This window comes from Sphingomonas sp. HITSZ_GF (assembly GCF_029543155.1).
GTDB lineage: Bacteria > Pseudomonadota > Alphaproteobacteria > Sphingomonadales > Sphingomonadaceae > Sphingomonas.
In genome coordinates this window covers 78,565-99,841 of the sequence record NZ_JARQXA010000003.1, presented here as the reverse complement: position 1 = coordinate 99,841, position 21,277 = coordinate 78,565, and the positions used below count along the sequence as shown (strand labels likewise).

Below are 21,277 nucleotides of genomic sequence, written 5' to 3'. Positions count from 1 at the left end.
GGGGAGGGGCTTTGACTAATCCCACTCTTCGCCGAATGTCGCCGCGCTCAGCCGCTGCCCGGAAAACGTCCCTGCGCGATCTTCCGCGATCCGGACGATTGCCTCGGCCACGCGCTCGGCGGTGATGATTCGTGCGCCCGGCGTGATCGTGCTGGCGAATATGCCCTGCGGTGCCAGTTCGGCCGCCACGCCGGCGGTCCAGCGGTCGAGCGCCGCCTTGGACGCGCCGTAGAGCGCGAAGCCGTGCTGGAAGGGATCGGTTGCTGCGCTGAGCAAGCCGCTGCCCGATGTCAGGAAGATCAACGATCCGCCTTCGCGCATTGCCGGCGGGGCGAGCAGGGTGAGTTGCATCGCGGCCCGCAGGTTCACTGCCATCACCCGGTCGAATGCGGCGATGTCGGTATCGGCCAGGGCGAGGCGGGGGAACAGCGCGGCGCAGTGGATCACTGCCGCCAGGCTGTTCCCCGCCTGCGCCACCAGACTGGCGAGCGCGATGTCGTCGGTGACGTCGGCGGCAACCGCTATCGCCGTATCGCCTGCATCCGCCGCGGCCTGTTCCGCCGCATCGCGCGCGATGTCACAGGCCAGGACCCGCCACCGGCGCGCTGCAAGCGCGAGCGCCGTCGCGCGGCCGATGCCCGCGCCTGCGCCGGTGACGATCGCGGTCTTCAGTTCAGGCGCCGAACGCGGCGAGCGCGGCTTCCGCCACCTGCATGTCCTGCTCGTAATGGCCGCCGCTCACGCCGATTCCGCCGATCACCTGGCCGTCCTCGCTGATCGGGTAGCCGCCGCCGAACACCACCAGTCGCGGCGTGTGGACGATGCCGTGGAGCAGGGGCGGGTCGTTCTTGATGAAGTCGAACCAGCCATGCGTCGGGATGCCGAAGCTGACGGCGGTGAACGCCTTGTTGGTGGCGATCTCGACCGATAGCGAGGGCGCGCCGTCCATCCGGCGGAAGGCCTTCAGCGTGCCCGCCTCGTCGACGATCGCGATCACCATCGGCGTGCCGATCTCGAGTGCCTTGGCAGTGGCGGCCTCGATCAGGCGATCGCTGGCGGACTGGGTGATCGAAAGCCGGCTGATTGTGTTTGCCATTCTGGTTCCTTTCCTCTGACTTGCATCCATAAAATCCAAAATAGGTGCAAAATCCGTTCAAAAATGCGTTTCTAGAAGCACTATTGCATCCAACTCGATCAATGTCTATGCATGGTGCCACCCCAGAGTCCGCCAAGAGACCGGGGCCCATGGATTGGGGAGGATATTGATGAAAACGCTCGGAGTTCGTGCGCTTCTCGTCTCGGTGAGCCTGTTTGGGCTGATCCAGGGCGCGCATGCCCAGGATACTGCTACCACCACCGAGACTACCGCCGCTGCGCCTGAAGCGCAGGACGCGCAGGAGCCCAGCAAGGACGGCCAGATCATCGTCACCGCGCAGCGTCGCGAGCAGGCGCTGCAGGACGTGCCGCTGGCAATCTCGGTCATTTCGTCGGAAGGGCTTGAGAAGAGCAACTTCACCACGATCGCCGACGTCCAGTTTCTGTCGCCCGGCGTCAACTACAATGCGAATTTCGGCGGCGGGTTCAACGTGCGCGGTGTCGGCACCCAATCGCTGCTGATGTCCGCGGAGCAGTCGGTCGCGCTGGTGATCGACGACGTTATCCAGGGCCTGCCCGAAGTTTCCTTCGCCGGCCCGAGCTACCAGTCGCTCGTCGATATCGAGCGGATCGAAGTGCTCAAGGGCCCGCAGGGCACGCTGTTCGGCAAGAACAGCTCGGCCGGCGTGATCCAGATCATCACCGCCAATCCCAAGCTTGGCCGGCGCACGCTCGATGGCTCGCTGTCCTATGCCAGCAAGAACGAGATCAACGCCCAGGCCGTGGTCAATCTGCCGATCGGCGACACTGCGGCGTTGCGCGTCGCCGCCGGCCTGCAGCGGCGCGACGGCTTCGTCCACGACCTGTACAGCGGCGAGGATCACTGGGGCTATGAGCGCTATTCGGCGCGTGCCAAGTTCCTCTGGAAGCCCAGCACCGATCTGAGCGTGCTGCTCGAGGGCGAGTATCGCTACCTGACCGATAATGCGAACGGCATGTGGACCTTCCGCAATTGCGGTAGCGGCTTCGGCACGTTCAAGCCCTGCACCGTCAATGCCGCCTATGGCCTGGTGCCCGGCCCGAACAACCTGAACGTCGCCACCGACGGCAAGAATAGTACCGAGCAGAAGTCCTATTCGCTCAGCGGCCGGATCGATTATGATCTGGGCGGCGCCACGATCACCTCGATCACTGCCTATCGCGATCTCTACCAGCCGATCAGCCTGGATACCGATGCCACGCCGCGCCCGGTCTATTCGCGCAACGAGAATGTCTCTGGCGGCACCCAGTTCAGCCAGGAGCTGCGGGTGAATGGCGAGGCGAGCATCTTCAACTACACGCTGGGTGCCTTCTATTACGACGCGCGCCCGTTCCAGCGCGGCCTCAACGGCGGCACGCAGAACGCGCTGCCGGACAGCTCATCGACGCTGCTCACCTTCAACGCGATCGGCCCCTATGCCAATCAGGGCTATGGTTCCTGGGTGAAGGCCAAGATCAAGAGCTGGGCGATCTTCGGCCAGGTCGAGGCCGAGGTCCTTCCCGGCCTCTCGTTGATCGCCGGCGGTCGCTACACCAATGATGATGTCCGCCAGGTCGTCGACTATTTCGACGTCCCCTGGCTGTGCCGCGCGGCCTATGCCTCGGGCGCGAGCTGCCACGGGCTGGCGCTGCCGCTCACCTCGGGGTGGGCGCAGGTCAAGGCGAGCAAGTTCACCTACAAGCTCACCGCCAAGTATGACATCGCGCGCGACATCAATATCTACGCCACCTATGCCACCGGCTATAAGGGCCCGATGATCTCGCACCCGGCGAACCAGCCGCAGCTGCTGCTGCGTCCGGAGCTGTCGAAATCCTACGAGATCGGCCTGAAGACCCAGCTCTTCGATCGCGTGGTGACCTTCAACATCGATGCCTTCTTGGTCGACTATAGCGATTTTCAGGGGCAGCAGCGCGTCGGCGTCGCGCCGATCTTCTACTACACCACCACCAATGCCGGCGGCCTGCGCACCAAGGGCATCGAGGCGGATATGAGCTGGCGGATCGCGCCCAATTTCTCGATCGCCGGCAACATCGCCTATATCCCGACCAAGTTCACCGAATTCTCGGTGCAATGCTACGACCTCTACGCCAATCCGGCGACGACGCCGGGCCAGTGCAACTATGTCCAGCCCGGCCTGCCGGCGGGTACCCCGGCGCAGTTCAACGCCGCGGGCTATCCGCTGACCTATTCGCCGAAATGGACCTGGGGCGTGACCGCCGACTATTCGACGCCGCTGAGCGAAGACCTGAACTTCGATGCCCATGCGTCGTACAACTATCGCAGCAGCAGCTACGGCGTGGTTGCCGATCCGAACAGCATCAACCCGGGCTATGGGTTGCTCAACGCGCAGCTCAGCATCGGCGGCGCCGACAAGGCGTGGACGCTGGCGGTGTTCGCCCGCAACCTGCTCAACGAGCATTTCGTCGGCGGCATCTTCCGCACGCCGCTGGACTCGGGGACCAACAATTCGACGCCGCTCTCGACGATCGGCTATTCGAACATCCCCGCGCTCGACACCAACCGGACGGTGGGCGTGAAGCTCAGCTTCTCCTTTGGCAACTGAGGCAGCAGACATGGAAGCTGCGGTGCCGGCTTCCGCGCCGCCCCGCACGGGATCGGGTAGCGCGGGCTGGATGCTCGCGCTGCTCACCACCGGCTTCGGGCTCAACCTGCTCGATCGCCAGATCGTCAACATCCTGGCCGAGCCGATCAAGCGCGACCTCCATCTTGCCGACTGGCAGCTGGGCGCGCTGAGCGGGCTGTCGTTCGCGTTGCTCTACAGCGTCGCCGCACTGCCGATCGCGCGCTTCGCCGATCGCTCGAACCGCGTCCGGGTGATCGGCGCGGCGATCCTGGTGTGGAGCGTGTTCACCGCCGCGACCGGGCTTGCCGCCAATTTCATCCAGATGCTGCTGCTCCGGGTGGGCGTCGGCGTCGGCGAGGCGGGCGGGGCGCCGCCTTCGCAATCGCTGATCGCCGACCGGTTTCCGCCGCACAAGCGCTCGGGCGCGCTGGCGGTGTTCGCGATCGGCGCGCCGGTGGGCGCCGCGGTCGGCCTGATCGGCGGCGGCATGCTCGAGGGGTTGATCGGCTGGCGCTGGACCATGGCCTGTGCCGGCATTCCCGGCGTGGTGATCGGTGCGCTGGTGCTGCTCACGCTGCGTGATCCCGGCCACGCCACGCCTTCCGACGGGCACGTGCCGCCCTCGCTCAAGGCGACGCTGGCGATGCTCGCCGCGCGGCGCACCTTCCTGCTGATCGCGCTCGGATCGGCGCTGATGAGCTTCTGCAACTACGGCACCATGGCCTTCGCCGGTTCCTATTATCTACGTAACCACGCTGCCGAGCTTGCCCAGATCGGCGCCGCGATCGGCCAGCGGCCGCTCGGCGTGATCGGGCTGGGCCTCGGCCTGTTCGGTGCCGCCGGCGGTGCGCTCGGCGCGCTTGTCGGCGGGCGAATGGGGGACCGCGCCGGCACGCGCGATCTGCGCGCGCTGGCGATGATCCCGGCGAGCGGATCGATCCTGGGCACCATCGCCTATGTCGCGATGTTCACCGTGCCGAGCGCCGCGGCCTCGCTCGCCATCTTCGCGATCGCCGCCTTCTTCACCAGCCTTTGGTACGGCCCGGGCACGCTGGCGATGCAGCGCCTGGCCGGCGCGCATGCCAAGGCGACGGCGCTGGCGGTGGCACTGTTCCTCAACAGCGCGGTCGGGCTCAGCCTCGGGCCGCTGTTGATGGGCGCGGCCAGCGACGCGCTGGCGCCCAGCCTGGGCACGGGCGAGGGCCTGCGCGCCGGCATCCTGATCGGGCTGATCGCCGGGCTGGTCTCGGCGCTGCTCTTCTGGCTGGCGAGTCGACGGATCGTCCGCGAAATCACGCATGTGGAGGGCGTATGAAGATCGAAGGCAGCGGCGTGATCGTGGCGGGCGGCGGCTCGGGGCTGGGCAACGTGACTGCCCAGGCGCTGCGCGCTGCGGGCGCCAGGGTCGGCGTGCTCGACATGAAGCAGGGCGCCTGGGACGGGCCGTTCGCCGAGGCTGATGTCGCCGACGCGGACTCGATCGAGCGCGCCTTCGATGCGCTTGCGCCGGCCACCGGGCAGTTGCGAGTGCTACTCAATACCACCGGTGCCGGGCATTCCGGCCTCTCCGCCGGGCCCGGCCGCAAGGTAACTGCCGAGGGCTTCCGCCGGGTGCTCGATGTCAACACGCTGGGCAGCTTCCTGCTGGCCCAGGCCGCGGCCGAGCGGATGATCCCGAGCGCGGCCGACGATCAGGGCGAGCGCGGCGTCATCATCAACACGTCGTCGATCGTTGCGCAGGAAGGGCAGATCGGCACCGCCGCCTATGCCGCCGCCAAGGGGGGCATCGATGCGATGACGCTGCCGCTGGCGCGCGAGTTTGCCCGCTACGGCATCCGCGTGCTGACGATCGCGCCGGGCATCTATGAGACGCCGATGTTCTCCAACGCCAAGGGGCCGATGGTCGATTGGCTGCGCGAGCAGGTGCAGTTTCCCGATCGCCCCGGCCATGCCAGCGAATTCGCCGAGGCGGTTCTCCACCTCGTCCACAACCGCATGTTCAACGGCACTACCTTCCGCATCGACGGCGCCTATCGCGTGCCGCCGGGCCGCAGCGACTGGTGGGTGGACTAACCTCGTCTTTCCCTTCGCGGAACAGTGTCGTAGGGCAGTGGATCGACCTGTAAGTTCGCGAAGGAGGGGCAATGGCGAAGGCCGTCGACAGCGCATATCGCGCGATCCGTGAGGGCATCCTCGCGGGGACGTTCGCGCAGGGCTCGCATATCACCGCACGCCAGCTCGCTGAGGCGACGGGGCTCAGTCGCACGCCGGTGCGCGAAGCGATGCGCCGCCTTGATGCCGAGGGCATGATTTCGCTCATCCCCAACCGCGGTGCCTTCGTCGCCAGCTGGTCGGACAACGAGATCGAGCAGATATACGAGCTGCGTGTGCTGCTCGAGAGCTTCGCCGCACAGGTGGCAGCCGAGCGGGTCAACGATGCCCAGCGCGCCGAGCTGAAGGCGCTGGCCAACGAGATGAGCCGGCTGGTCGAGCAGCGCCCGGTGGACGTCGAGGCGATCGCGGAGGTGAACGACAAGTTCCACAAGGGCGTGCTCGACGCGTGCGGCAATCCGCGGCTGCGCGACCTGCTCGGCACGATCACCGAAGTGCCGCTCCAGCTCAGCACCTTCCGCCGCTATTCGATCGAGGAGCTGCGCCGCAGCGCCGCGCAGCACGAGGAGCTGGTTTCGGCGCTGATGGTGGGCGACGGCGACTGGGCGCGCAGCGTGATGACCGCGCATATCCGCTCCGCCCGCCACACGCTGCTCCAGGCGCCCGTGGCGGTGCCGCTCGAGGCGATCGAGTAGGGCTGACGAGCGGCGGTTCCGCACCCCAATCGTCACCCCTGCGAAGCCGGGGTTTCGTGCGGCTCCTGTCCCGCGCCTTCGCCTGAGATTCCGGCTTTCGCCGGGATGACGTGAAGTCACACGACTCGCAGCACCGCCGCCCCGATCGTTTCCTTCGTCGGGAACAGTTGCTTCTCGAGCCTGGCGTTGTACGGCACGTGCACCGCTGGCGCGGTGACGCGCTGGATCGGCTTGCGCAGCGAATCGAAGGCTTCCTCGACCACCACCGCGGCGACCTCGGAGGCGACGCTGCCCACGCGGTGCGAATTGTCGACGATCACCAGCTTGCCGGTCTTGGCGACCGAGCTCAGCACGGTCTCCTTGTCCATCGGCACCAAGGTGCGCAGGTCGACCACTTCGGCATCGATCCCCTCCTTGGCCAGCGCCTCGGCGGCGACAAGGGCAGGGGGCACGGTGCCGGCAAAGGCGACGATCGTCACGTCTTTGCCCGCGCGCTTCACATCGGCCTTGCCGATCGGGACGACGAAATCCTCGTCGACCGGCACGTCCTCCTTCTTCCCCCACAGCGTGATGTCCTCGAAGAACAGCACGGGGTCGTCGTCGCGCACTGCGGCCTTGAGCAGGCCCTTGGCGTCGCTCGCGCAGGACGGTGCGACGATCTTGAGGCCCGGCGTGTTCATCATCAGCGGATAGGGCCGGTCGGCATGCTGCGCGGCGGTGCGGTTGTTGTAGAAGGTGCTGCAGCGCACGACGAGCGGCACCTTGAGCTGTCCGCCGGTCATGAAGCGCAGCTTGGCGGCCTGGTTGATGATCTGGTCCGACGCCAGATAGAGGAAGCTCGCGATCGTCAGGTCGACGATCGGCCTGAGGCCGGTCAGCGCCGCGCCGACGCCGACGCCGGTGAAGCCCAGCTCGGAGAGTGGGCAGTTGCGCAGCCGGCTCTCGTCGAACTCGTCGAACAGGCTTTGCGCGCCATAGACCGCGATGTCCTCGCCCATCAGGATCACGTTCTCGTCGCGGCGCATCTCCTCGCGGTGCGCCTCGACGATCGCCTGGAGATAGGAGAGCTTCTGGGTGGAGTTCAGCATCTCAGGCGATCCCTGCATCGGCGGGAAAGTGGATCGGGTTGACGTACATCGAGTCGATCAGGTCCTGCATTTCCGGCTCGGGGCTGTCCTTGGCGAACTGCACCGCCTCGTCGGTCAATTTGGCGACCGCCGCCTCGACCGCCTCCGCTTCCGCCGCGAGCCCGCGGCCGTCGAGTACCGCGCGGTACAGCGCGATCGGGTCGCGCGCGCCGCGCCAGTGCGCGACTTCCTCTTCCTCGCGATACTTGATCGGGATCGCCAGCCGGTTCGAATGCTCGTCGAAGCGATAGGTCTTGGCCTCGATCAGCGTCGGGCCGCCGCCGGCGCGGGCGCGCGCGACCGCAGCCATCGTCGCTGCGAACACCGCCTCGGCATCCTGGCCGTCGACGATCACGCCGGGCATGCCATAGCCATCGGCGCGCCGCGCGATGTCGGGCTGGCCGTGTGACTTCTCGACCGAGGTGGTCACCGCATATCCGTTGTTCTCGCAGAAATAGATCACCGGTAGTTTCCACACCGCCGCCATGTTCAGGCTCTCGTGGAAGGTGCCCTCGTTGGAGGCGCCGTCACCGAAGAAGCACAGGCTGACCTGATCGGTCTTTCGTACCTGGATGCTCAGCCCCGCGCCGGTGGCGAGCGGCAGGCCGCCGCCGACGATCGCGCTCTCGCCGATCAGCCCCAGGCTGGTGTCGGTCAGATGCATCGAGCCGCCCAGGCCCTTGCAGATGCCGGTGCGCTTGCCGAAAATCTCCGCCATCAGCGGCAGCAGATCGGCGCCCTTGCCGATCGGATGGCCGTGCGAGCGGTGCGTGCCGGTGACATAGTCGTCGTCGCGCAGCGCCATGCAGGCGCCGACGATCGCGGCTTCCTGGCCGATGCTGAGATGCCCCACCGGGTGGTGGGCGATGATCGCCTCTTCGAACTTCCGGATCCTGAGCATCCGGGAATAGCATTCGAGGCTCCGGTCGCGGTCGAGCTCCATCGCTCAGCCGTCGATCGTCGCGATTTCGGTGCCCACCTCGACCTCGGTATCCTCGGCGAAGTGGATCGCGCTGATAGTGCCGCTCACCGGCGCCTCGACCTCGACCGTCGATTTGGCGGTTTCGATCTCCGCGACCGCCTCGCCGGCCTCGACGCTGTCGCCGACCGCCTTGAGCCACTTCACGATCGTCGCTTCCGAAATCCCCATGCCGACATTGGGGAGGTACACGCTGGCCATCCGATCACTCTCCGATTGCTTAGTTGCGGTACGAGAAGTCCGCCGGGTTGAAGTACATCCAGTAGCGCTTGACGGTGCCGTCCTCGTTGAATTCGAAGTTCGAGCAGCCGGGGGCCGCGATCGCCTGGCCATTGAAGGTGCCGCGGATCGTCCAGGTGATCGCCGCGAGCGGGGGCTCGATGATCATCAGCTCGAACTGGCGGTTATAGTCGACCAGCGCGCCGAAGGCCTTCTTCTCCACCTCGCGCTCCGCGTCGCGGTTTGGACAGTGGACGCCGTTGCGCCAGCCCTCGACGTCCCTGGCCATGATCGCGTCGATCCGGGCGCTGGTCGCCTCGACGCTGGTGTTGACCCGGTCGTTCTCCGCCGCGTTCAGCGCGCGCAATGCGCTCTCGATCTTTTCCCGGCTGATCATCTTCGCTCTCCCGCCTTATCGTGTCTCGAAATCCTGCAGGTTGGGCTGCGCCATCTCCTCGACGAAGCGGCCGTAGGAGAAGGTCCAGGACGTCGGCACGCCCTTCTTGTCGAGGTACCAGCTGTCGCAGCCGGTGACCCACACGGTCTTGCGGCCCGCCTCCTGCCGTTCGGCCTCGAAGCGGCGCAGCGCGGCGTGCGAGGCGCTGATCTCGCGATAGTCGCCGCGGGCGATGCCATCGATCAGCTGCATCACGTAATTGGCCTGGAATTCGGATGTCTCGATCGCCGAGAAATTGCCAAACGGGCTGCCCGGGCCGTTGACCAGGAACAGGTTGGGGAAGTCGGGCACCGAGACCGAGATATAGGCCTCCGGTCCCTCGGCCCAGACATCGTCGAGGTCGACGCCGCCGCGGCCGATCACCTTGGTCGGGCGGACGAAGCGATCGACCTGGAAGCCGGTGGACAGCACGAGCACGTCGAGATCGTGCAGCACGCCGTCCGCGGTGCGCACGCCTTCGGGCTGGATGTGATCGATGGGGGCGGTGACCAGCTCGGCATTGGGCTGCTGGATCGCCTCGTAGAAGCCGTCCGACATCACCAGCCGCTTGCATGCGGCGCGATAGTCCGGGGTCAGCCTGGCGCGCAGTTCGGGATCGCGGACCTTCTCCAGATTCTCGCGGCATAGCTGCTCGATTGCGGCGAGCTGGGGCGAGTCATAGTCAATGACGGCGGTGGCATAGCCTTCGACCGTCCGGGTGCGCAGATCCTGGACCAGCCGGTCGAGCGTCGCGGGATCGGCGCGGAAGGCGGCCTTCTCCTCCTCGGTATAGGCCGGGTTGGGGCGGTGCATCACCCATTGCGGCGTGCGCTGGAACAGCGCGAAATGCGATGCGCGCGGTACCAGCGCGGTGACGAGCTGCGCCGCGGTCGATCCGGTGCCGACCACGCCGATGCGCTTGCCGTCCAGCACGATGCTGTGGTCCCAGCGCGCCGAGTGGAACACCGCGCCGCGGAAGCGCTCGATCCCCTCGAAATGCGGGATGTTCGGGTGGTGCAGCACGCCGGTTGCCACAATGACCAGGTCGAAGCGTTCCTCATGCCCGGTCGCGGTTGTGAGGTGCCAGGGGCCGCCTTCATATTCGATCCGCACCACTTCCTCGTTGAAGCGGATGCAGGGCAGCACGCCGCGGTCGCGCGCTACGCTCTCGAAATACTCGCGGATCTTCGGGCCCGGCGCCATCAGGTTGTCCCATTCGGGATTGCGCGCGAAGCTGTAGGTGTACCAGTGCGCCGCAACGTCGCAGGCAAGGCCGGGATAGGTGTTCTCGCGCCAGGTGCCGCCGACCCTGTCGCCCTTTTCGAACATGGCGACGTCGATGCCGCGCTCGCGAAGCCGGATCGCTGAGAGAATTCCGGCCATTCCCGCGCCGATCACCGCGGCCCGCAATTTCCTTCCGCCGCCCGCGTTCGTGACCTTGGCCATATCCGAGACATGGTTCACCGGTTATCTCTCCCTCGGCCCTCGTTGGGGCGCTTTTGCCAAGCCCTAACCGGAAACCGGAGTGGGTGCAATATTGCATCCAATATTATCGTGACATGCCGGTGCGGCAATTCCTTTCGCCCATCAGGCACGCCGCAAATAGGTGCGGGGCACGATGCAACGCGCCGGAAACATCTCACGCGCGCAGTCCGGTTAATTGCATACAATAACCTTGTGTTGCCCCGCTTGCGCGATTACCAAAGCGGCAATGGCAAGGTGAGACGGGAGAGAAGCATGACGAAGAAGCGCGCCGCCGGCGAGCTGGTAGCGGCTGCCCTGGCAGGGTTCGGGGTCTCGGAGGTGTTCGCGCTCCATGGCAGTCATCTCGACCCGTTGTTCATGGCCTGCGAGGAGTTCGGCATCCGGCTGACCGACACCCGGCATGAAGCCTCGGCCGGGCACGCGGCCGATGCCTATGCCCGCGCATCGAACGGCAAGCTCGGCGTCTGCGCGGTCACTGCCGGCCCCGGCTTCACCAACGCGCTCACCGCGATCACCAATGCCTGGCTCGATCGCATCCCGACACTGTTCATCGCCGGTGCTGCGCCGATCCGCGAGGCGGAGCTCAACACGCTTCAGGGCGGGTTCGACGCCGTCGCCATGGCCCGCCCGGTCACCAAATGGGCGCAGCGAGTCGCCGAGCCTGGCCGGATCGTCGAATATGTCCGCCGCGCCTGCGAGATCGCGCTGAGCGGTTCGCCGGGTCCGGTGTTCCTCGAGATTCCGATCGACGTGATGTTCTGGCCCACCGAAGAGGCGGCGCCCGATACCGCCGCCTGGCAGCGCCCGTCGCCCACCGCACCGACCGCGGCGGATGTTGCGGGCGTGATCGCGATGCTGCGCAAGGCCGAGCGCCCGGTGATCATCGCCGGCGGTGGCGCGATGCTGACCAATGCGGGCGCGCGGCTGCAGCGCCTCGCCGAGCTGACCGGCACGCCGGTGATCGCCGGGCAGAAGGCGCTGGGCGTGCTGCCCGACGATCATCCCTATTATGCCGGTGCCGCGGCGGGGCTGGCCGCGGCTGCGGCGGCGGGCCAGCCGACCGACGCGGTGCTGCTGGTGGGCGCGCGCATGGGCATGTTCCTCGGCGGTGCGATGGGTGCGATCATCCCGCCTGCGGCAACTGTCGCGCAGATCGAATCCAACCCCGAGGAGATCGGGCGCGTCCGCATGGCTGATCTGCCGATCGTCGCCGATGCCGGCGCCACGCTGGACGCGCTGCTGGTCGCGGCCGAGGGGCGGGACTGGCCGAAGCGCGAGGACTGGGCCGGGCTGCTGCGCGGCTTCCGCGCTAATGCGCGCAAGGCCTTCGCCGATGCGCCCAAGGAGACGCGCCCCGGCATGGTGCATCCGGGGCATGCGGTGGCGGCGGCGATGGACGCGCTGCCCGCCGGCACCGCGGTGATCGCCGATGGTGGCGAGGCCGGGAACTGGGTCGGCGACCTTGTTCGTTCGCCGGGCGCGGGCCAGCATCTGCGCTGCGGCTATCTGGGGTGTCTGGGCATCTCGCCAGGCTTCGCGATTGGCGCGGCGCGTGCCGATCCGGGCCGGCCGGTGGTGTGCTTCGCCGGCGATGGCGGGGCGGGCTTCAACATCCAGGAGCTCGATACGATGATGCGGCACAAGCTGCCGATCGTCACCGTGGTGCTCAACAACGCCGAATGGGGCATGTCCCGCAACGCGCAGAACCTGCTCTACGGCAAGAACCGCGAAGTGATCGTCGCGTTGCAGGACACCAAATACGAGACGGTGGCCGAGGGCTTCGGCGTCAAGGGCGTGCGGGTGACTCGCTATGAGGATATCGCGCCCGCGGTGGAGGAGGCCTTCGCCTCGGGCGAGCCGCGCCTGATCAACCTGATCATCGACGCGGCGGTGATGCACCCGCGGACCCGCATGATGGTCGGCGACACCACGGGCGAGGATGGGGTGCCGATCCCCTATTACGCGAACATCCCGAAGAAATAGGGCTTCCCATATAAGTCCCTCCCCTTCAGGGGAGGGCCCCTGGAGGGGATCAATCCGCCTTCCGGTGCACCAGTCCGTGGGTCACCGCTGAATCGTGATACGCGTCCATGTGCGCGATCCGGCCATTCTCGACGCGGCAGATGCAGCAGGCCAGGTCGCGCATCGTGCGGCCGTCGGGCATCTCGATGATCAGCGTGTGCTGCTGGACGAAGCCGCTCGGTGTCGGCTCGCGCTTGATGTCGGTATAGTGGAACACGCTGGCGCTCGAGCGGATCCTCTCGAGGTTGGCGATCGTCGTCTCGACGTCAGTCAGCTTCTCGTCGGTGTTGTGCCACACCATCGCACCGTCGCTGAAGATCCGGCGCAGTTCGGCCAGGTCGCCATGCTCGACCGTGTGGAAAAGCTGCTCGCCGGCTTCCAGCGCCGCATCGTTGAAGTCCGTCATTCCGCTCTCCCGTTCCTGTTGATCAGCATAGTGCGCATTTCGCGCTTGAGCAGCTTGCCCGCGGCGTTGCGGGGCAGCGGCATGTCGTGGAAGTCGATCGCGACCGGCACCTTGTGCGCGGCCATCCGTGCGCGGACATGCGCGGCCAGGGCCTCGAGGTCGGCTACGGCGCCTTCGCGCAAGCGAACCGCGGCACCAACCACTTCGCCGAGCACCCGCTCGGGCACGCCGAACACCGCGGCCTCGAGAACGTCGGGATGGCTGGCGAGGCAATCCTCGATCTCGACGCAATAGATGTTTTCGCCGCCGCGGATCAGCATGTCCTTCACCCGGTCGAGGATGGTCAGGAAACCGTCCGCGTCGATACGGGCCACGTCGCCGGTGCGGTACCAGCCATCGGCAAAGCATTCGCGCGTCGCCTCCGGCATGTTCCAATAACCGGTGACGATGTTGGGGCCGCGCACCCAGAGCTCGCCCGCCGCGCCCGCCGGTGCGTTCCTGCCGTTGCCGTCGACGATGCGGACGTCGCAGCAGGGCACGGCGGTGCCGACGCTGCCGGGGCGGGTCATCATATCTTCATGGCTGTTCGCGGCGACCAGCGAACTGGTCTCGGTCGCGCCATAGCCCTGGCCCGGCCAGGCATTGGGGAAGGCGTCGCACATGCGCTGCGCCAGCTCCGGTGCCGCTGCGGCGCCGCCATAGCCGACCAGATCGACGCTGGAGGTGTCGCATCCGCCCGCGGCGATTGCGTCGGATAGCTGCCAGGCGAGGGCAGGGACCAGGTTGAGCCCGTTGATCCGCTCCTGCGCGATGATGTCGAGTGCCTGGGCGACGTCCCATTTGTACATCAGGTGGATGGTCGCGCCGTTCGCCAGCGCCGGCATCAAGGTGGAGTGGAAGCCGGTGACGTGGAAGAAGGGCATCGGCAGCAGTATCCGGCGCGATGCAGTCGATGGCGCGCCGGGAACGGGGCTACCGCGCCGCACTGCGGCCCGTGCCGCGCGGAAGCCGGTGTTCACATAATTGGTCAGGATGTTACGGTGCGTCCCGGCCGCGCCCTTGGGGCGGCCGGTGGTGCCCGAGGTGTAGAAGATCGTTGCGAGGTCGTCGGGTGCGAGGCTGGGATCGGGCAGGGGTGTCTCGTCGTCGGCGTCGCCGATCAGTGTATCGAAGGCTACCACGCCGGCGGGCGCTTCCGCGCGAACAACGACCAGCGCTGCGGAGAGGGGGCGGGCTTCCGCGAGCCGGGCCAGCCGCTCGCCATCGACCACTACGACCTTGGCACCGCAATCCTCGAGCAGCAGTGCCAGCGTGGCGCTCGATTCCCAGGCGTTGAGCGGTACCAGCACCGCACCCACCGCGAGCGCCCCCCAGGCGCAGATCGACCATTCGGGATAGTTGCGCATCGCCACCGCCACGCGGTCGCCCTTCTTCACCCCGAAGCGCTCGATTAGCGCCCGGCCAAACGCGTTGGCCGCGCGCCAGTGCGCGGCGAAGCTAAGCCGCTCGCCTTCGTACACCAGCAGATCGCGCGCGCCGAAGTCGCGGCTGGCGTCGAATACCGCGCGCAGCGTTTCCGGCATGTGCACATAGCTGCGCACACGCCGGCCCAAAGCCTCGGTCTCGACCATTTCGAACGGAGCGCCGGGTGCGGTTAGCAGCGCCAGCGTCTCTGCCATGCTGCGCGCCGGCCAGCTCATGCGCCGAGCCTTGCGGCAAATGCCCAGGACGCTTCGGCGAGCGGTCCCACGCGCTGCTCGGCCAGTCCGGCGCGGGCGTTGTTGGCATTGCCTGCCCTCCCGCGCGCGGCGACGCCGTGCAGGATCGCCGCGAAGCGGAACAGGTTGTAGGCCAGATACCATTCGAGCGGAGCGCCCAGCCTGTCGCCGGTCGCATCGAGATAGCGCGCCAGCATCTCCTCCAGCGTCGGAATGCCGAGCGCGGCGATGTCGAGTGCCGCCAGGGAGTTGCGCTCGTGCGTCGGCGTCACCCAGTGCATCAGCAGATAGGTGAGATCGGCGATCGGATCCCCCAGCGTCGACAGCTCCCAGTCGAGAACTGCCAGGACGCGCGGCTCGCTCGGGTGCAGCACCATGTTGTCGAGCCGATAGTCGCCATGGACGATCCGCGCGGGCCGGTCGGCGGGCAGGCCCTGGGGCAGCCAGGCGATGAGTCGGTCCATCGCCGCGTAACGCGGGCCGCTCGACTCCGCATATTGCCTGGACCAGCGCGCCACCTGCCGCGCGAAATAATTGCCCGGGCGACCATAGTCGCTCAGGCCGATCGCTGCCGGATCGAACCGATGGAGCGCCGCCAGCGTGTCGATTTCCGCCTCATAGATCGCGCGCCGTTCGGCCGGGTTCGAGTCGGGCAGGCGTCCGTCCCACAGGATCCGCCCTTCGACCATTGCCATCACATAGAAGGTCGAGCCGATCACCGATTCGTCCTCGCACAGCGCATAGGCGCGCGGCACCGGGAAGCCCGCGCGGCCAAGTGCATCCATTGCGCGATATTCGCGATCAACGGCGTGCGCCGAGGCGAGCAGCTGCCCGGGCGGCTTGCGGCGCAGCACATAGCGCTGCCCGGGGGTGCGGAGTTGATAGGTGGGGTTCGACTGGCCGCCGGCGAAGCGCAGCACTTCGAGCGGCCCGGCGAAATCCGGCACGGCATGTTTCATCCATTCGCCCAGCCGCGTGGCATCCAAATCGCTGGTGGGACGGGGCGCCTCGTTTTTTACGGCGTCGATCACCGGCGTGGCGCTATCACCCTGATTAATGGCTGATTTCTCTGTCAAAACGCCGTGCCTCTTCCCCTGGGTGCCGCCATTTTCCATCGGAATCGGCCGCGTCGTTGATATGGTTCTACTTGCCATTTGCATGCAATCTAGTCAAAACCATGTTGCACGGTCGACAAGATCGGCGATAAGGGAGATGGGGCCGCACCGGACTTTTCCGGATGTTGGCGAAAGGCTTTGAGATGACCGCTGGAGTGTTCCCCGATCTGAACCTGTACATCGGCGGCGAATGGCGCGGCGCGGCGGGACGTGAGACCCAACCCGTGCTCAATCCGGCGACCGGCGAGACGATCGGTGCGCTGCCGCTGGCGACCAGCCAGGATCTGGACGATGCGCTCGAGGCAGCGCAGCGCGGCTTCGCGGCCTGGCGCGCGACCCCGCCGGAACAGCGCGCCGCCGTGCTGATGCGCGCCGCCGCGCTGCTGCGCGAGCGTGCCGAGGACCTGGCCCAGATCGCCACGCTCGAGCAGGGCAAGCCGCTGGCCGAGGCACGTGGTGAGGCAGCCTATTCCGCCGCGCTCCTGGAATTCCATGCCGGCGAGGCGTTGCGCAACTATGGCAAGGTGCTGCCGCGCGCGCCCGGCCTGCGTTCGCTGGTGCTCAAGCAGCCGGTGGGCCCTGTCGCCGCCTTCTGCGCCTGGAACTTCCCGGTGATCAATCCGGTCCGCAAGATCTCGCCGGCACTGGCCGCGGGCTGCTCGGTGATCCTGAAGCCGAGCGAGGAGACGCCTGCGAGCGCGATCGCGGTGATGAAGTGCCTCCAGGACGCTGGCCTGCCGGGTGACGTCTGCCAGATCGTGTTCGGCGTGCCCGACGCCGTCTCGCGCACGCTGCTCGCCTCGCCGGTCACGCGCAAGCTGAGCTTCACCGGCTCGGTGCCGGTCGGAAAGCACTTGATGAAGCTCGCCGCCGACACGGTGATGCGGATGACGATGGAGCTGGGCGGCCACTCGCCGGTGTTGGTGTTCGACGATTGCGACCTCGACAAGACGCTCGACACGCTGGTGGCGCACAAGTTCCGCAATGCCGGCCAGGTCTGCGTCTCGCCGACGCGCTTCTATGTGCAGGACGGCATCTACGACCGCTTCGCTGCCGGCTTTGCCGAGCGCACCGGCCGCATCAAGATCGGCGACGGTCGCGATTCCGGCACCAACATGGGGCCGACTGCCAATCCGCGCCGCCCTGGCACGATCGAGGCGCTGGTGGAGAATGCCCGCCAGGCCGGCGCCAAGCTGCTCGCCGGTGGCGGGCGCGGCGAAGGCGGCGGCTTCTTCTTCCAGCCGACGGTGCTCGGCGACGTGCCGGTCGAAGCCGCGGCGATGAACGACGAGCCATTCGGCCCGCTTGCGCTGCTCGCCCGCTTCGGCAGCGTCGAGGACGCGATCGCGCAGGCCAATCGCCTGCCGTACGGCCTTGCCGCTTATTGCTTCACCGAAAACGGCCGCCGGCAGAACCTGCTGGCGGACTCGGTCGAGGCCGGCATGGTCTTGATCAACAATGTCCGCACCTCCTGGCCCGACGCGCCGTTCGGCGGGCTGAAGGAGAGCGGCTTCGGATCGGAAGATGGTCCCGAGGGAGTAGAGGGGCATATGGTCACCAAGGCGATACATGCGAGCTGAGGGCGAGCAGCAGCAGGGAGGCGCGCTGGCCGGGATCCGCGTGGTCGAGCTCGGCCAGCTCATCGCGGGTCCGTTCTGCGGGCAACTCCTCGGCGACATGGGCGCCGAGGTGGTCAAGCTCGAGCAGCCGGGCGCAGGCGATCCGATGCGCCACTGGGGGCAGGGCAGCACGCCCACCTGGTGGCGCGTCATCGGCCGCAACAAATATTCGGTGGCGGCCGATCTGCGCTCCGAAGCCGGGCAGCAACTTGCCCGCGAATTGATTGCCCAGGCGGATATTCTGGTCGAGAATTTCCGGCCGGGCACGCTCGAGCGGTGGAACCTGGGGCCGGAGCAGCTGCGGGCCGAGAACCCCGGGCTGATCATCGTCCGCGTCTCGGGCTATGGCCAGACCGGCCCCTATGCCACCCGCGCCGGCTTTGGCGGCATTGCCGAGGCGATGGGCGGCTGGCGCAAGATCGTCGGCTTCCCCGATCGCGTCGCCGCGCGGATGGGCATCTCGATCGGCGACACGCTTGCCGCGACCTATGGCTGCCTGGGCGCGGTCGCCGCGCTCCACCACCGCGACCGGACCGGCCAGGGCCAGGTGGTCGATGCCGCGCTCTACGAGAGTGTGCTGCAGGTGATGGAGGGGCTGATCCCCGAATGGGCGGTCGCCGGCCACAAGCGCGAGCGCACCGGATCCAAGCTGCCGCGGATCGCGCCGTCGAACGTCTATCGCTGCAAGGACGGCGAGTATCTGATCGGCGCGAACCAGGACAGCGTCTTCGCCCGGCTGTGCGAAGCGATGGGCCGGCCCGAGCTGGCGCGCGACCCGCGCTATGCCACCCACACCGCGCGCGGCGAGAACCAGGACGACCTGGATGCGATCGTCGAGGAATGGACGCTGCGCCACAGCCTCGCCGAGGTCGAGGACGCGATGATCGCGCATGCCGTGCCGGCGGGCCGGATGTTCGACGCCGAGGACATGCTGACCGATCCGCACTTCGCTGCGCGCGAGGCGATCGTCACGGTCGACGATCCCGTGCTCGGCCCGACGCCGATGCAGGGCGTCTTCCCCAAGCTTTCCGCCACGCCGGCGAGCATCCGCCGCCCGGCGCCGCGCGAAGTGGGGCAGGACACATCCGAGATACTGGCGCGCTGGCTTGGGCGCGACGGCGGAGGCGCAGTGGCGGGCGCTGTCGCGGGGCACTGACTGTCGCCAAAGTACACAAAGTACACGCCCGGAGCGGGTTTGCGGGGCGGGATTTCGTCCTACAGCGTGCAGTCCGGGCGGGCGCGGAAAGTCCAAAGGTCGCGACACCCATGGCGGTGCGCCATCCCGCCGTTCTTGCAGCTTTGTTGCGTGACCCGCTGGTTGGGCTGGTCCAACATTTCCTACGGGTCAAAGAGCGGCTGGACCCAGGTTCCGGCGCTCCGACGCAACCGTGCGAAATCCTACATTGCAAGTTGGTGCGTACCGACGTTCCAAAATCCTCCCCCGGAGGGGGAGGGCGACCGCCGGCGCAGCCGGTGGTGGAGGGGTGGCGCGCCACAGGCGGCATTGCTCGTGGAGAATACCCCTCCACCAGCCTGCGGCTGGTCCCCCTCCCCCTCCGGGGGAGGATTGGTGAAGGGTACTCCGGCTTTCGATGAACTAGCGCGCAGCCCCGAGCGCGCGGGCGATTGCGCTGGTGCGGTCGCGGCCCAGCTTCGCGTTGAGCCAGCCGGCGGCCTCGACAAGCTGGACGATATCGACCGGCATCGCGTCGCCGAGCGCATAGGCGACGTCCTCGCTCGCGACATTGCCCGCCGCGCCCGGCGCGAAGGGGCAACCGCCGGTGCCGCCGATCGCGGCGTCCACCGTCACCGCACCGGCGCGCACCGCGGCCATTACGTTTGCGACGCCCATGCCGCGGGTGTCGTGGAAGTGGACGCGCAACGGGAGCGGCGCGATCGCGTCGGCGACCTGGACGGCAAGCACCTCGACTTCGCCCGGGCGCGCAATCCCGATCGTGTCGGCAATCGCGACTTCGATCGACCCTGCCGCCGCGATCCGTCGCGCCATCGCGACCACGCGCGCCGGATCGACTGCGCCTTCGAACGGGCAGCCGAACGCCACCGCAATCGTCGCCTGTGCCGGGCGGCCTTGCTCCTGGCAGAAGCGCAGCACGTCACACGCCATGTCGAGCGAGGCCTGGGCGTCCATGCCCTGGTTGCGCATGCCGAAGGTATCGCTGGCGGCGCAGACCAGGCCGATCTCGTCCACCGCGGTCTCCAGCGCGCGCAGCGCCCCGCGCTTGTTGAGCACCAGCCCGACATAGCGCGCCGCACCGCGCGGCAGGCAGGCCACCACCGCCTCGGCATCGGCCATTTGCGGCACCTTTTCGGGGTGGACGAAGCTTGCGACTTCCAGCCGGCGCGCGCCCGCGGCGATCGCGCGGCGGATCAGCTCGAGCTTGTCCTCGGTCGCCAGCGTCCGGGGCTCGTTCTGCAGGCCGTCGCGCGGCGAGACTTCGACCAGTTCGATCCTGTTCATCGCACGCCGAGCCCCCGGGCAATGATTCCGCGCAATATCTCGCGCGTGCCCCCGCGCAGCGAGAAGGAAGGGGCGCTCATCATCGTATAGGCGAGCACGGCGAGCAGGTCGCGCGTCGATTGTCGGTCGGGCTCTGCATCGACCAGGGTACGCGCGATCTCGGGCAGATCCTGCTCGAAGGTCGCGCCGAGATCCTTGACGATCGCGGCATGGGTCGAGGCGTCCTGATGCGCCTCGAGCAGTGTCGCCACTCCGCGCGACAGCCGGCGCAGCGTGAGCAGATGCGCGGTCAGCCGTCCGATCGTCATCTGCGCGAGTTCGCTGTCGCTGCCCTGAAGCGCGGCGATCAGTTCGAGCAGCAGCTGGATCGAGGACAGGAAGCGTTCGGGCCCGCTGCGCTCGAACGCCAGCTCGCTCATCACCTGGTTCCAGCCGCCGCCTTCGCTGCCGATCAGCGCGCCTTCAGGCAGGAAGGCGTGGTCGAAATGGACTTCGTTGAAATGATGCTGACCGGCCAGATCGAGGATCGGGCGGACGGTCATGCCCTCCGTTGCCTTCATGTCGACGAGCAGCTGGCTGGTACCCTTGTGCCGATCCGCGGGACTGCCCGAAGTGCGGCAGAACAGGATCATGTAATCGGCTTCGTGGGCGTTGGTGGTCCACAGCTTGGTGCCGGTGACGCGCCAGCCGCCCGCCACCCGCTCGGCACGGGTGCGCACTGCGGCAAGGTCGGATCCCGAGTCCGGCTCGCTCATGCCGATGCAGAACACGCAGTCGCCCGCGGCGATGCGCGGCAGGATGCTGTGGCGCTGTTCCTCGGTGCCGAACTTGAGCAGCGTCGGGCCGCTTTGCCGATCGGCGATCCAGTGGGCGGAGACCGGCGCGCCGGCGGCAAGCGTCTCCTCGACGACGACATAGCGTTCGAACGCCGACCGTTCGTGCCCGCCATATTGCCTGGGCCAGGTCATGCCGAGCCAGCCGCGCGCACCCAGCGCCTTGCTGAAGTCGCGATCGAACCCGTTCCAGCTCTCGGCGCGCTCCAGCGGCGTGCGCGCGGCGATCGCGGTATCGAGAAAGGCGCGCACCTCGCTGCGCAGCGCTTCGGCGGCATCGTGGCGGGGCGGGGAGGGGAATTGGAGCATGGGG

Annotated in this window: 19 protein-coding genes; 7 read left to right on the top strand and 12 right to left on the bottom strand. The window is 67.5% G+C overall.

Translation table 11 applies throughout. The features are described from left to right. Positions 1-15 precede the first annotated feature (15 nt). Positions 16-660, bottom strand: coding sequence for an SDR family oxidoreductase (locus P6144_RS09480; protein ID WP_277767952.1), 645 nt, complete (start codon positions 658-660; stop codon positions 16-18). A gap of 13 nt (positions 661-673) precedes the next feature. Next, a complete protein-coding gene (locus P6144_RS09475; RefSeq protein WP_277767512.1) occupies positions 674-1,096 on the bottom strand; it encodes a heme-binding protein in 423 nt (140 codons plus the stop codon). Between the two features lie 169 nt (positions 1,097-1,265). Between P6144_RS09475 and P6144_RS09470 the strand changes: the two genes are divergently transcribed. From P6144_RS09470 to P6144_RS09455, 4 genes are all read left to right on the top strand, one after another. After that, positions 1,266-3,698: a TonB-dependent receptor gene (locus P6144_RS09470; protein ID WP_277767511.1), complete on the top strand. Its 2,433-nt coding sequence runs from the start codon at positions 1,266-1,268 to the stop codon at positions 3,696-3,698. Between the two features lie 10 nt (positions 3,699-3,708). Continuing rightward, entirely contained in the window at positions 3,709-5,034 is a 1,326-nt protein-coding gene (locus P6144_RS09465) for an MFS transporter (protein ID WP_277767510.1), read from the top strand. Continuing rightward, positions 5,031-5,792 carry an SDR family oxidoreductase gene (locus tag P6144_RS09460; RefSeq protein ID WP_277767509.1) on the top strand — a complete coding sequence of 254 codons (762 nt, stop codon included), beginning with the start codon at positions 5,031-5,033 and terminating at the stop codon, positions 5,790-5,792. The genes P6144_RS09465 and P6144_RS09460 overlap by 4 nt, the downstream gene beginning before the upstream one ends. Positions 5,793-5,863: 71 nt before the next feature. Continuing rightward, a complete protein-coding gene (locus P6144_RS09455; RefSeq protein ID WP_277767508.1) occupies positions 5,864-6,526 on the top strand; it encodes a GntR family transcriptional regulator in 663 nt (220 codons plus the stop codon). 116 nt (positions 6,527-6,642) lie between these two features. Here the strand turns inward: P6144_RS09455 and P6144_RS09450 are convergent, their stop codons facing one another. The 5 genes from P6144_RS09450 to P6144_RS09430 are packed head-to-tail and all read right to left on the bottom strand — an operon-like array spanning position 6,643 to position 10,751. Next, positions 6,643-7,614: a pyruvate dehydrogenase complex E1 component subunit beta gene (locus tag P6144_RS09450; RefSeq protein WP_277767507.1), complete on the bottom strand. Its 972-nt coding sequence runs from the start codon at positions 7,612-7,614 to the stop codon at positions 6,643-6,645. Between the two features lies 1 nt (position 7,615). Further along, the gene (locus tag P6144_RS09445; protein WP_277767506.1) at positions 7,616-8,596 is read right to left on the bottom strand and encodes a thiamine pyrophosphate-dependent dehydrogenase E1 component subunit alpha; all 981 of its coding nucleotides are present in this window, start codon (positions 8,594-8,596) and stop codon (positions 7,616-7,618) included. A 3-nt stretch (positions 8,597-8,599) separates the two neighbouring features. Beyond that, positions 8,600-8,833: a biotin/lipoyl-containing protein gene (locus P6144_RS09440; protein ID WP_277767505.1), complete on the bottom strand. Its 234-nt coding sequence runs from the start codon at positions 8,831-8,833 to the stop codon at positions 8,600-8,602. A 19-nt stretch (positions 8,834-8,852) separates the two neighbouring features. Further along, the gene (locus P6144_RS09435) at positions 8,853-9,248 is read right to left on the bottom strand and encodes a nuclear transport factor 2 family protein (protein ID WP_277767504.1); all 396 of its coding nucleotides are present in this window, start codon (positions 9,246-9,248) and stop codon (positions 8,853-8,855) included. A 15-nt stretch (positions 9,249-9,263) separates the two neighbouring features. Next, positions 9,264-10,751 (bottom strand): NAD(P)/FAD-dependent oxidoreductase, encoded by a 1,488-nt coding sequence (locus tag P6144_RS09430; protein WP_277767503.1) that lies wholly within the window; start codon positions 10,749-10,751, stop codon positions 9,264-9,266. Between the two features lie 273 nt (positions 10,752-11,024). Here P6144_RS09430 and P6144_RS09425 point away from each other — a divergent pair, with 273 nt between their 5' ends. Next, positions 11,025-12,755, top strand: a complete 1,731-nt coding sequence (locus P6144_RS09425) for a thiamine pyrophosphate-binding protein (protein ID WP_277767502.1) — start codon at positions 11,025-11,027, stop codon at positions 12,753-12,755. A gap of 49 nt (positions 12,756-12,804) precedes the next feature. Here P6144_RS09425 and P6144_RS09420 read toward each other — a convergent pair whose 3' ends face one another. From P6144_RS09420 to P6144_RS09410, 3 genes are read right to left on the bottom strand one after another with little or no spacing between them, the layout of a single operon-like run. Then, positions 12,805-13,200: a hypothetical protein gene (locus tag P6144_RS09420; RefSeq protein ID WP_277767501.1), complete on the bottom strand. Its 396-nt coding sequence runs from the start codon at positions 13,198-13,200 to the stop codon at positions 12,805-12,807. Next, the gene (locus tag P6144_RS09415; RefSeq protein WP_277767500.1) at positions 13,197-14,900 is read right to left on the bottom strand and encodes a class I adenylate-forming enzyme family protein; all 1,704 of its coding nucleotides are present in this window, start codon (positions 14,898-14,900) and stop codon (positions 13,197-13,199) included. Before P6144_RS09415 ends, P6144_RS09420 begins: the two co-directional genes overlap by 4 nt. Next, positions 14,897-15,877: a phosphotransferase family protein gene (locus tag P6144_RS09410; protein ID WP_277767499.1), complete on the bottom strand. Its 981-nt coding sequence runs from the start codon at positions 15,875-15,877 to the stop codon at positions 14,897-14,899. Before P6144_RS09410 ends, P6144_RS09415 begins: the two co-directional genes overlap by 4 nt. A gap of 299 nt (positions 15,878-16,176) precedes the next feature. On the opposite strand from P6144_RS09410, the gene P6144_RS09405 reads away from it, so the two are divergent. Both P6144_RS09405 and P6144_RS09400 read left to right on the top strand, forming a co-directional pair. Continuing rightward, a complete protein-coding gene (locus tag P6144_RS09405) occupies positions 16,177-17,613 on the top strand; it encodes an NAD-dependent succinate-semialdehyde dehydrogenase (RefSeq protein ID WP_277767498.1) in 1,437 nt (478 codons plus the stop codon). Beyond that, on the top strand, positions 17,603-18,808 hold the full coding sequence (locus tag P6144_RS09400) for a CoA transferase (protein WP_277767497.1): 1,206 nt from the start codon (positions 17,603-17,605) through the stop codon (positions 18,806-18,808). Before P6144_RS09405 ends, P6144_RS09400 begins: the two co-directional genes overlap by 11 nt. A 441-nt stretch (positions 18,809-19,249) precedes the next feature. Here the strand turns inward: P6144_RS09400 and P6144_RS09395 are convergent, their stop codons facing one another. Both P6144_RS09395 and P6144_RS09390 read right to left on the bottom strand, forming a co-directional pair. Then, a complete protein-coding gene (locus tag P6144_RS09395; protein WP_277767496.1) occupies positions 19,250-20,131 on the bottom strand; it encodes a hydroxymethylglutaryl-CoA lyase in 882 nt (293 codons plus the stop codon). Further along, positions 20,128-21,273 (bottom strand): acyl-CoA dehydrogenase family protein, encoded by a 1,146-nt coding sequence (locus P6144_RS09390; protein ID WP_277767495.1) that lies wholly within the window; start codon positions 21,271-21,273, stop codon positions 20,128-20,130. The genes P6144_RS09395 and P6144_RS09390 overlap by 4 nt, the downstream gene beginning before the upstream one ends. Between the last annotated feature and the right edge of the window lie 4 nt (positions 21,274-21,277).